Below are 12,243 nucleotides of genomic sequence, written 5' to 3'. Positions count from 1 at the left end.
AGATCTTTTACCTGACACATTCTCCAGATATCATCTTTTTCTACTTCATGAACCAGAAGAGTTTGACCGTTTTCAGCTGTTACCACTACTTTTCCGTCATCCGGGCAGACAAAAGTTTTATCGTGAGAACCATATTCTTCAGCTTTTTGAGCCATCAATCCCACATTTGGAATATTTCCCATAGTTTTAGGATCGAGTTCTCCATGAATTTTACTGAAATCGATAACTTCTTTGTAAACACCCGCATAACTGCTGTCGGGAATTACAAATTTTGTATCGTGGAGTTTTCCGTCTGGTCCCCACATTTTACCGGAATTTCGGATTGCAGCCGGCATGGAAGCATCGATGATAACATCGCTGGGAACATGCAGATTGGTGATACCTTTATCGGAATCTACCATCGCCAGTTTGGGGCGTTTTATGTAAACAGCTGCAATATCTTTTTCGATCTCTTTTCTCTTATCTTCAGGAAGTGTATCGATCTTCTGATAAAGATCTCCCAGACCGTTGCTGGGAACGATTCCCAATTCTTCAAAAGTTTTGGCATGTTTTTCGAATACATCTTTGAAGAATACAGAAACCACATGACCAAAAATGATCGGATCTGATACTTTCATCATAGTTGCTTTCAGATGAACTGAAAAAAGCACATCCTCTTTTTTGGCTTCTTCGATAAGACCTTCCAGAAATTTGCGCAGAGCTTTATTGCTCATTACTGTTCCATCGATGATCTCACCTTTGATAAGTGGCAACTTATCTTTTAGAATCGTAACTTCGCCATGCGGATTGATGAATTCGATCTTGCAATTTCCCGCTGTAGATTTTGTGATCGTACGAGATTTTTCGTTGGATGCCAGATCACCACTGCTCATATGAGATACATGAGATTTAGATTTTGGAGACCATTTTCCCATGGAATGTGGATTTTTCTTGGCATAATTTTTTACTGGAAGAGGAACGCGACGATCGGAGTTACCTTCTCTCAGTACAGGATTTACTGCACTTCCTTTGATCTTGTCATAGACAGATTTTATCTTCTTTTCTTCTTCTGTTTTTGGTTCTTCAGGATAGTTGGGAATATCATAACCTTTTTCCTGGAGTTCTTTGACAGCAGCTTTCAGTTGTGGAATAGAAGCACTGATGCAGGGAAGCTTGATAACATTTGCTTCTGGTTTTTTCACCAGTTCACCAAGTTCTTCCAGATCGTTCGTGATACGCTGTTCTTCAGTTAGTTTTTCCGGGAAATTAGCGATGATCCTTCCAGCCAGAGAAATGTCTCTGGTTTCCACTTTCACGCCTGCTACATCTGTAAAAGCTTTGATAGTGGGCAGAAGCGAATAAGTAGCTAAAGCTGGAGCCTCATCTACTTTGGTATAAATGATCTTCTCAGTATTTTCTGGTTTACTCATTTCATAACTCCTTATTTTATTTCTTCAGGATGATCGGGAACATCATAAAGAACATCGTCCCAGGGATGCCGGTACAAAGGTGTTTTCAAACGTTTCTGATCGAAATAATGCCCCATGAATCCCATGGTTCTGCCGATGATAAAGAAGGCATTGAAAAATCCCATATCGATCATTTCTTTGATCTCTTCATCTGTGTAATTCAAGCTCTTGAGCAGGTCTACAAAAAGTACACCGATCGTTCCGTCAACGTTCAAGATCAGAGTTCCTTTTTTCATTGTCGTTACATCTTGAACTGCCAGAGCATAATCCAGAAGCGGATGTTTCGGGAAGTGTTCTTTGGCGAAGTTCATCATGATTTCACATCTTTCATCAGGATTATCAATACTGTGAATTCTGTGTCCGATTCCCTGGATCATTACATTTTTCTTTTTCATTTCGGTAACGAATTCACGAGGTTCCAGATTATTCTGCAATCCCCAGGTAAAATGGTTGGCAGCACCATTCACAGCTCCACCAAATCGCGGCCCGATAGTTACCATTCCGCTGATGATCGATTCGATCAGGTTTTTGCCGGCACGAGCTGTAACGATGGTGTTATGAGCACCGGAAACAGCCGGACCGTGATCGGCAACGATCTGAATGACCAGTTCGATGAAATCACGAGCATATTGAGGAAGTTTTTTCTTGAACCAGAGCAGTCCCAGCACTCCACCAATGCCGTAATTTTCCTTGATAACCTGATCGATTGGAACGCCGCAATAATTATGAATTTCACCTGTTTCATCGCAAATTGTTGAAATGAAATTAGTTGGTTTTCTCACCAGACCTTCGGCAACTGCCTGAGCATAATCCATTGGCACGTTAGGAGTTTCAGGTTCTACGAATTCTTCGATCTTACCTTCTGCTTTCAACTTATCAAAATTTTCTTTAATTTTTTGATCGTAATCTTCAAATGAATCTGGAACTACCACACCGGCTTCGCGCAGAGCATGATTTTTTGCTTTAGCCGTATCTTCTTGGCTGTCTGCTTTGGCACCGGCATGTCCGAATTGAACACCACCCGGCAGCATTTCGGCACAAGTTCCTGTAACCCACATTACCAGCGGTTTTGTGAGTTTTTTATCTTTGATGGCTTGAATGATCTGGTATTCGTCTTTTCCACCAACTTCACCCAGAGCGACCATCATTTTAATGTTTGGATTCTGTTCGTAACGCAAAAGGTGATCGATGAGAGTTGTAGCAGGATAAACGTCTCCACCCACAGCATAACCTTCATAAATTCCATCTGTATTTCGGGCAACAATGTTGTAACCTTCGTTGGAAAGTCCGCCGGAAACAGAAACGAATCCCACCGAACCCGGACGATACAGTTTTGTGTCGCGAATATTCTGGATAGTTCCGGCAGCATTACCGATCTTGAAGCAGCCGGGCTTAAGTCCACCAACTGTTGCCGGTCCGATGATCCATTTACCTTTTTCTTTGGCAATTTTTGCGATCTTACGCACATCTCTCTGCGGAACGCCTTCCGCGATCATTACGATAGTACGAATATTTTCTGTATCCAGAGCTTCCATGGTAGATTCTGCACAGGAACGCTCGGAAGCAAAGTTCACCATCACATCAACTTCCGGATGATTTTCCAAACCTTCGGCTACTGTTTTGTAGCGGGGAATTCTGATCTCTTTGGTTCCCCAGAAAAGTTTGTAATAACCAGTTCCTGTAGGAGTGATAAACGCTGCTACAGAAGGAGTTTCTCTTTTGCACAGATAATCGAAATCCAACATTCTCTGTGCTGCTTTCTGCTGCGCTCCATAAATAAAGGAGCGGGTATTTTTATCAAAAAGTTCATAGTTTTGCATTATGCACCTGCCTTCTGACCCAGAGCCAGAGATACGATTTTTGTCATGTGTGTTTCCGGTCCGTAAACTTCGATGGGAACACCGAGTTTTTCACCCAGTCTTTTCATAATGTTCAGACCTTCCACATAATTTGGTCCGCCGCGGCGAACATAAATTTTTACATTTGTTTCTTTTATTTTTTCTTTGAATTCTGTGATAGCCTGCACGATGCCGGTAAAAGTTTTTGCCACATCAGTAAAATTGGCAATTCCACCACCGATCAGCAGGAATTTTGGTCTTCCCTGCGGATCTTTCTGGCGAGTCATCAGATCGAGAACAGTTTTAGTATAAGCATAAGTATCTTCGGTAGAAGGATTTCCGCTGTATTCTCCGTAATTTGCCAATTCCTTGTGATAACCAAGATCGACAACGGTATCGGCATAAATAACAGAAGCACCGCCACCGGCAACCAGATTCCAGATTCTTCCTTCCGGATTGAGAACTGTGAGTTTGAGAGAAGCACCGGTTCTTTCATCGATGGCATCGATCTTTTCTTCTTCAGGAGTTTTTTCCAAACCAAAAGGACTTGGGAATTTCAGCTCTCCCCAATTCTCGGCACATTGATAAGATGCATAATCATCAACTTTTGCCACAGCATCCAGAGCTACCGGAACACCATCTACGAATGTAAATGGATTTAGTTCCAGATATACAAAATGATATTCCACCACCATTTTGTAGAGAGCTTTGATGAAATCGGCAACTGTCTGTTTTTTATCACCGAGTTCAGCAGGAAGGAAACCTTCCACATCCTGATCTGCGATGTCTTCCATAATTGGAATATCCAGAGTAACAACTGTATCCCAGACTTCTTCAATGTTTACACCGCCATGAGTGGAAAAATGAATCGTGTCATTCTCACGATGAGTGGTGATAGCAATGTAATACTCTTCTTCGTGCGGAACGAATTTTTCTACCAGGAACTGATTCAGTTCACCGGTTGTTTCGCCGGTAGTTTGTTTGATAGTAACGGTTTTGTTCATGCGCTCTTTGATCCAGGCTTGAACTTCTTGCCAGGTTTTGTTAACATAGAGCAAGTTGTTAAGACCACGTTTACCAAAAAGCTGATCTGGTTTTGCCACTAATTTGGCTGTTTTGAGCCACGGGTTTTCGTCTGCCAGTTTCTGCAGATCTGTTTTGGGACCGATCAGAACTTGAGACACCTCAAATTTGATCTTGCCATTAGAAAATTCAGGAAGAGCTTTCGACATCATTCTTTTGGCATCGAATTCTCTTATTCCTTTTTGTGCCATTGTCACATTCTCCTATTTTTATTTTATGATTTTTTTCATTCCCCTCTCGAGAGGGGTGGCTCTACCGATTTTTCGGTAGAGACGGGGTGTGTCATTCCTTGTTCCCAAAGAGGGCTCTGGTAACAAGATGAAAGATACAGCTACTTCTTCATCATTGCCAAAGTACCGCCGGCCAGAAGAATTTCTTTCTGGCGATCGGAAAGAGCATAATTTGCTGCGATCTCGATACCTTTGGTAATATTTTTTACGATCAGATTTTTGCCTTCTTTCAAAGCTTCTTTGATATTGGAAATTTCCAGTTCATCTGCCTGATCGATCTTGTCGTAATCTGCTTCATCCACGAAGTTCAAAGGTAGAATTCCAAAGTTGATAAGATTGGCATTATGAATTCTTTCCATCGATTTTGCCAGAACAGCTTTCACACCCATATACATCGGGCACAAAGCTGCGTGTTCTCGGCTGGAACCTTGTCCGTAGGAAAGTCCGGCCACGATGATGTTATCTTTGCCGCTGTCTCTGATTTCTTCTGCTCTGTCGTGGAAGGTAGGATCGACAACTTCAAACAGGAATTCGGAATATTTGGGAACATTAGAACGGAATTTCATTTTGGATCCAGCTGGAATTATGTGATCTGTAGTAATTTTATCTTCCACTTTCAGTGTTACCACGCCACCGATCTTATCCTGCAGAGGTTTTGCAGCTGGAGGATCGCCGATGTTTGGTCCGCGATAAATTTCGGTTACTTCTGCATCCTGCGGGAAGATGAACATGGAATCATCGATATAGAATTTTTCCGGCATTTTCACGTTGGGATATTCAATTCCCATTTTTTCCAGGTCTCTGGGATCGGTGAATTTTCCTGTGATAACTGCAGCTGCTGCTGTTTCCGGGCTCACCAGATAAGCATTGGCAGATTTTGTTCCGGAACGCCCCAGGAAGTTACGGTTACTGGTTCTAAGCGAAACTGCATCAGTTTTGGGAGATTGACTGTTTCCAATACAGAAGCCGCAAGCTGATTCGGCTATTCTGGCTCCGGCAGAAACGATGCTGGCAAAACCGCCGTCCTGCATGATGTTTTCGATAACCTGCTTCGATCCTGGTGCTACCACGAAACTGGTATTTGGATGAAGTTTTTTACCTTTCAAAATTTCGGCAACTGTCATCATATCTGTGTAGGAAGAGTTCGTACAACTTCCAATACAAACCTGGTCAACATCAATTTCGCCGATTTCTTTTACTGTGCTGATGTTGCCCGGACTGTGTGGAGTAGCAGCCATCGGAACCAGTTCAGAAAGATTGATCTCAACAACTTGATCGTACTTGGCATCTTCATCTGCGATGAGTTCTGTCCAGTCTTCTTCCCTATCCTGAGCTTTCAGGAATTTTCTGGTGATTTCATCACTTGGGAAAATGGAAGTTGTAACTCCGCATTCTGCTCCCATGTTTGTGATGGTTGCTCGTTCTGGAACGGAAAGTGTTTTCACTCCGGGTCCGCCATATTCAAAAATGCAGCCTACATTTCCTTTGGTTGTAAATTTTTCTAAAACTTTCAGGATAACGTCTTTGGCTGCAACCCACGGCTGAAGTTCGCCGGTAAGATTGATCTTAACAACTTTTGGATATGGCAGGAAGAAAGCTCCGCCAGCCATTGCAACTGCTACGTCCAAGCCGCCGGCACCAATTGCCATCATGCCAACCCCGCCACCGGTTGGAGTGTGAGAATCTGAACCTAAAAGTGTTTTTCCCGGCTTGCCGAATCTTTCCAGCTGAACCTGATGACAAATTCCATTTCCGGCACGTGAATAAACAATACCGTATTTGGCTGCAACAGATTGCAGATATTTGTGATCATCAGCATTTTCAAAGCCGATCTGAACTGTGTTGTGATCGACATAACTTACCGAGAGTTCTGTTTGCACTCTGGGAACGCCCATGGCTTCAAACTGCAGATAAGCCATCGTTCCTGTAGCATCCTGAGTAAGCGTCTGATCGATCTTGATGCCGACTTCCTGACCCTGCTCAGGTTTACCTTCCAAAATGTGATCTGAAAGGATTTTTTCCACGATGTTTTTTCCCATCATTAACCTCATTTATTTTTTTTGTTTTGAAAATATTAATTTGCTGGTGATGTGCTATTTTTTTTAACGAATAGAAACCCCATTCATAATGATTTGTATCAAATTACTACGGATTGATAGTTCTCTAATCTTTCGGTCGCTGCTGCTATGTTCAACAATATTATTGTTTCCCATATTTCATCCTAAATTTTGGGGACAAAAAATTAATCTGAAATTTAGTGTCAAAGCTTTTATACTATATAGAGGATTTTTTTGATTTACCTTGCCATTGGCAATAGTTGACGGCTATTCAGTTATATCCGTTTAATCTATATCTTTCAAGGCATTACATGATGTTTTACGGAATATTCAGCGGTTCAATTTGGTTAGATAAATACCACGATTTTTGGGGTGATATTTAAGATAGTGCAGATATTGGGGAATAACAGATTTATTTTTTTTAACTTGTCTCATGACGCCTGCGCTGCATAAGACAAGTTTTGCAGTCTTGTCACATGCCGAAAGGTTTTGTGACAAAACGGTTTATTTTTCTAATTCATACCTTTCATACTCTTCCTTGGAAAGCTGGAATTCAGCAAAACTTCTTCGTAACTGAGTTGGTAGAGTTTGTTATATTAATGGATAAAGGTCTTTTCCATCAAATGTTTGGTAAATTGCCGATATTGAACTTTTAAGAGATTGGTCTTTTTCTACTCCAAATAATTCTACTTTTTCACCTTTATTTCTGAAGTAGTTTCTGAGCTCATTGATTGCTTTTGTTATTTCATTGTAATCTAATTTTCTAATCAAATTCTTGCTTAATCTGCTCGATAGCTCTAGCCTCTGATGATCATAGTCATCAAGAATATCCAAAGCTCTTATGTAATCTGAAACTACAAATATCAAACCTTTTGCTTCATTTGTTGTTAATTGCTTCTGTTTAACAACATCTTCAATTAACAAAATTGTATTGTTTAATTCTTTAATTTTTTCAGTTTGATTTTCTAAACGTTGACGATAAATTGAATATCCATTTATCAAGTGATCTTTTAAGACATTTGTAGCCCAGATGCGAAACTGAGTTCCACGTTTTGAATTAACACGATAACCAACCGAAATTATCATATCCAGATTATAGAATTCTAATTTTCTAACTACTTTTCTACCACCCTCATTTTGAACTGTCTCAAAATACGAGACAGTTGAATCTCTTTCTAATTCTCCTTGCTTAAAAATGTTGTTTATATGTCTGGAAATTGTCTTATAATTCTTATCAAATAAAATACCCATCTGTTTTTGATTCAACCAGACAGTTTCTTTTCTCAAATTTACTTCAACTGAAGTTTTTCCATCGGAAGATTGATAGATAATAACATCTTTTTGATCAAAATCATTCATGCTGGTTCACCTCATACCTTTCAAACTCTTCCTTAGAAAGCTGGAAATCAGGATCGACGATCAAAACTTCTTCGTAACTGAGTTGGTAGAGTTTGTATAAAATCAAATCGATTTTCAGTAAAACTTTATTCATTACATTTCCATCAAATCTTCTTTTAATATTTTCTATTACAATTTCTGAAATTAAAGATACTTCACTTTTAGGGATAGGTAATGAAAGTAATGGAGTTTTTTTGACCTTTGGATAAGTTCCTTTCTTATCATAGAATTTTGTTTTCCATATGAACCCAATTAATTTTGAATTTAGAATCCCAAGAATCTCATGAATTCTAGTTTTATCACAATGTTTTCTGAAAAAAATATTATAAATTGTATTTAATGTGTATAGACCTGATTGTGCTATAGCAAAAGGTGGAATATCAGCAATTTGGCGAGTTACTAATCTTGTTGAATTATATATATATTCATTACCACCACTTTTTATATTTTCTGGTTTAAACTCAACATATTGAGTTGATTTAATCATATTATATTTTTGAATATTTTCTCCATCAATAACTGGTTTGCAAAATTCATTTATCTTTTCATCAAATACAAAACTTTTTCTATCAAAAGTTTGTATTCCAAAATATGCGCCACATAACTCCGTTAACATAATTGAGCTATCATAAATTTTGTTTATTAATTTTTCTGTTTCTTCACTTATTTCAAATTCAAATAAGTAATCATTTTCACTAATTCTATTTAGGTCAAAATTAGAAAATGTTTTATTATCAAATTCACTAATTAAAATAATTTTTGAATATTTTAATTTTTTGTCGCTTTTATCTAAACTTATTTGAGTAATTAAAACATCTTCATGAACATCTTCAAAAACTCTGTAGTAGAAATCATCAACGCTTATCAAAGATACATTATTAATAATGAATTCTCTAAGTTTTTTCGCATATTTGTTTTTCAGATATGATTTTGGAGTTATGAATGATAAATATCCATTTTTATTTGATATTAATATTCCCTGTTCAAAAAATAAGTAGTAACTATTAACTTTATAACTTGCAGAATAAAATCTATTCAAATATAAATTACGCAAAATTGCATTTTCACCATATTGAATATATGGTGGATTTCCGATCACAATATCGAAACCGGTAAATTTTCCTGTTTCATCCAGCACTTCAGGGAATTCAAATCGCCATTCAAAAGCGTTACGGTAAACTTCGCCGTTTTCCCACACTTCCCATTCTGCTTTGGCTTTGTTGTAGGCTTTTTCTGTTTTTTCAAACTCCTCTGTTTTCTGTTTTATTTTTCTATCTTCTTCAAATAGATCCTGATCTTCAAAGAAAGATTGATATTTCCTTTCTAATCGGGCAAACTTGCGGAAAACTTCGGTCTGGTGCATCATCTCTTTTTTAAAGTTGCTTTTAATCTGATCGATAGCATTCTGCAGAGCTTTCTTTTCCTGCTTGCCGGTAGCATTTTTGTAATCTCTCACTTTTCGCAGATATTCTCCCACCGTCATGTTGGTTCTTTTTAAAACGGTGGAAAGATTCTCTTTAAGATCGAAACGGCTGATAAGAGAATTTCCACATTTGATGTTGATGTCTATATTCGGCAGAGTTTGCAGTTCTACAAACTTACTTTCTTCGGTGTAGTAGGCGTTTTTCAGCAGTTCGATCCAGAGTCGCAACCGACAGATATTCACGGAATTAGGATTAATGTCAGCTCCGAACAGGCAGTTTTCGATAATGGTCTGTTTTTCGTGGAAGATGGTTTTTTGAATGTTCTGCAATTCTTTGTGTGGTTTTCCGTTTTCGTTTAGTTTATACTCGAATGGTTCGCCAAAAGCATTATGAATATTCAATTCATCGTTTGCTACCAGGATTTCCCAATCTTTGCGGGGTTTAGCATTTACGTCGCACAATATTCCCAACTCTGCTTTGATAGCGATCATTTCGTTTAGCACCGAAACCAGAAAATGACCGGAACCAACTGCGGGATCGCAAATCGTGATCGAATTAAGACAGTCGTTTGCTTTTTTCAGATCATTTGAGTTATAAAGATTGGAGCAGAAATTGATCAGTTCATCAAACTCCTGGAAATCTTTTTCGAAAGCAGTGTTCAGTTTATCCAGAACAGAGCGGCGCAAAGTTTCCCGGCTCATGTACATGGTTATGTAGCCCGGAGTGTAATATGAACCTTCTTTGTAGCCGTTTATCTTTTCGAAGATCAAACCCAGCACTGAAGCGTTGATCAGCGATTTTCTGTCTTCATCAGGTTCGATCTCGGAACCGAAATTGTAAGCATCCAGGAAACGCAGCAGATATTCCAGAGTTTTCATTTTGCTGGAAAGTCTTTTTTTGCCGTTTTTCAAAACTGTCTTTTTGTAAATCGGAATTTCCAGATCGGAAAGTTCTGTAATGCTTACTTCTTCTTCCTGTTTCGAACGGTCGAAAAGTGAACTATTTAAATACGGCAGATTTTTATATTTGGAGTGTATATATTCTGATCTTTCGTTTTGTTTTATCGCTAAAACCTGGAAAAACAGTTCCGAAAGTTCTTTATAGGATTTGATCTTTTTATAGTTCAGAAAAGCGTAATCCTGATCTTTGTTATGATAGGAAATGAGTTGAGCTTCCAGCAGTTTAAGAAAAAGAATTCGATTGATCCAGGTTATATTCAATTGCAGAGAATAATTGAACTGCTGATCTTCGGTCTCACCGCCATAATCTTCGGGATGATTGATATAATGCGTTTTCATCTGGTTTATTGTATTTTCCAGCAGTGAGCCTTCCTGCCGGTTTTCGCAGCGTCTGATCAGTTTTTTATTTTTTTCCTTATATTCTTCTAAGCCCATTATATAAAGAAGCTCATTGTAGAAATTCTTATTCAGTTCGTTGCTGTCCTGCAGAACTGTTTCTTTCAGCAGAAAGCGGGGAGATAAGATTTGGTAAATATGTTTAATTTTGGATTTGTTGGATTTATTCGAGAAATTAACAAAATCGTTTAATTCAAAATGGATTGTTTCAATCTCAGTTTCCATTCCACTGATCTGTTGAGCAATGATGTCGTACATTTGCCTGGTACTGTCATCATCAGTTTTATGAGAACTCCAGGAAGCATGAACATTTCTAATTGTAGCATTTTCGTAAAACAATTTATGGAAATGTTTGGCATCGAAGATAAAAAATTCATTTAGATTCGTGATGATAATATATTTTAATTCTACATTGTTGTTTTTCATGCGTTCCTGTAGATAATATAGAACCGCTTCGTGCATTGCTTTTCTATTCAGATTATCTATTGAGATCATACCGGTTTTGTTAGTTGGTTTTTTGAATTCTATCAGAACTTCTACGCGGCTGTTTACATCTTGCGAAGCATGAATAGCCAGATCAGTTCCATGCTGACCGGTAAAAGATTTTGTATTTATTGCATGTTTATTTTTGTAAAAGCTGTTTAATAAAAAGTCTCTGAACAGATTCTTGAAGTATTCTTCGGTTTCGTTTTCTTTTGATGTTTTAAATCTTTCGTAAAATGTTCTGAATTTATTTTCAAAATCATCAAGTTGCTCTTGGGTTATTTCGTTTCTGCCAAATTTACCGGCACAAGCTTTGTTATTCTTTATATATTTTGATTTTAGCATTTAAACACCTTTTATGAAGTCTTATAAAAATTTCGTATACTTTTTAGCATTTCCCTTGGCTTTATCTACAGGATATTTAACAGCATTTTTTATCATTTTATCCTCAGCAGCTTTTATGGGATCAATTTTCAATTCATCACACAATCTAAGTAAATATACAAGTGTATCCCCTATTTCGTCTTTTACTTCATTCAAAGTATCATCGTTCAGTTGTCTGCTTTCTTCTGCTGTTTTCCACTGAAAATGTTCCATAATTTCAGCTGCTTCTATACTTAGAGCCATGGCGAGATTTTTTGGTGAATGGAATTGTTCCCAATCGCGTTCCTGTATAAATTTTCTAATTTGCAGCATTAAATCATTCATAGTTTATTCCTTCTGATTCTTTTAAAATATGTTTATGAATTCATTTATCACCTATCTTCTGTCAAGCAGATTAATATTTGCACGCATCCCCCGAAAAAATATTAAAAGCATGACACCCTCAATTGTAGAAGTTCATTTTTCTGCTTCTGATAGGTAATTTTTCTGTATAACCCGATTCTATTAAAGCAGTATTTAAGAACTTCAGCCAACCTGTAATAA

7 protein-coding genes are annotated in these 12,243 nt (G+C 38.0%); all 7 read right to left on the bottom strand.

What is annotated here, in order from left to right; all coding sequences use genetic code 11:
* On the bottom strand, positions 1-1,409 hold a 1,409-nt coding region (locus tag K9N40_11580), incomplete at its 3' end, for an NADP-dependent isocitrate dehydrogenase (GenBank protein ID MCF7815107.1).
* Positions 1,410-1,420: 11 nt separating this feature from the next.
* The gene (locus tag K9N40_11575) at positions 1,421-3,268 is read right to left on the bottom strand and encodes an ATP citrate synthase (protein MCF7815106.1); all 1,848 of its coding nucleotides are present in this window, start codon (positions 3,266-3,268) and stop codon (positions 1,421-1,423) included.
* Positions 3,268-4,560, bottom strand: a complete 1,293-nt coding sequence (locus K9N40_11570) for an ATPase (protein MCF7815105.1) — start codon at positions 4,558-4,560, stop codon at positions 3,268-3,270. Before K9N40_11570 ends, K9N40_11575 begins: the two co-directional genes overlap by 1 nt.
* A 140-nt stretch (positions 4,561-4,700) precedes the next feature.
* Positions 4,701-6,638, bottom strand: coding sequence for an aconitate hydratase (locus K9N40_11565; protein MCF7815104.1), 1,938 nt, complete (start codon positions 6,636-6,638; stop codon positions 4,701-4,703).
* Between the two features lie 609 nt (positions 6,639-7,247).
* Complete coding sequence (locus K9N40_11560; protein ID MCF7815103.1) at positions 7,248-8,015, bottom strand: virulence RhuM family protein; 768 nt, start codon at positions 8,013-8,015, stop codon at positions 7,248-7,250.
* Positions 8,008-11,661 (bottom strand): Eco57I restriction-modification methylase domain-containing protein, encoded by a 3,654-nt coding sequence (locus K9N40_11555; GenBank protein ID MCF7815102.1) that lies wholly within the window; start codon positions 11,659-11,661, stop codon positions 8,008-8,010. The genes K9N40_11560 and K9N40_11555 overlap by 8 nt, the downstream gene beginning before the upstream one ends.
* A gap of 21 nt (positions 11,662-11,682) precedes the next feature.
* Positions 11,683-12,024 (bottom strand): nucleotide pyrophosphohydrolase, encoded by a 342-nt coding sequence (locus tag K9N40_11550; protein MCF7815101.1) that lies wholly within the window; start codon positions 12,022-12,024, stop codon positions 11,683-11,685.
* Positions 12,025-12,243: the final 219 nt, after the last annotated feature.

This window comes from Candidatus Cloacimonadota bacterium (assembly GCA_021734245.1).
In the GTDB taxonomy this organism is placed as follows: domain Bacteria; phylum Cloacimonadota; class Cloacimonadia; order Cloacimonadales; family TCS61; genus B137-G9.
This window is presented reverse-complemented; position numbering and strand designations above follow the sequence as displayed.

Coding starts and splice junctions, on each gene's coding strand:
- K9N40_11575 (MCF7815106.1), bottom strand. CDS start 3,268: ATGCAAAACTATGAACTTTTTGATAAAAATACCCGCTCCTTTATTTAT.
- K9N40_11570 (MCF7815105.1), bottom strand. CDS start 4,560: ATGGCACAAAAAGGAATAAGAGAATTCGATGCCAAAAGAATGATGTCG.
- K9N40_11565 (MCF7815104.1), bottom strand. CDS start 6,638: ATGGGAAAAAACATCGTGGAAAAAATCCTTTCAGATCACATTTTGGAA.
- K9N40_11560 (MCF7815103.1), bottom strand. CDS start 8,015: ATGAATGATTTTGATCAAAAAGATGTTATTATCTATCAATCTTCCGAT.
- K9N40_11555 (MCF7815102.1), bottom strand. CDS start 11,661: ATGCTAAAATCAAAATATATAAAGAATAACAAAGCTTGTGCCGGTAAA.
- K9N40_11550 (MCF7815101.1), bottom strand. CDS start 12,024: ATGAATGATTTAATGCTGCAAATTAGAAAATTTATACAGGAACGCGAT.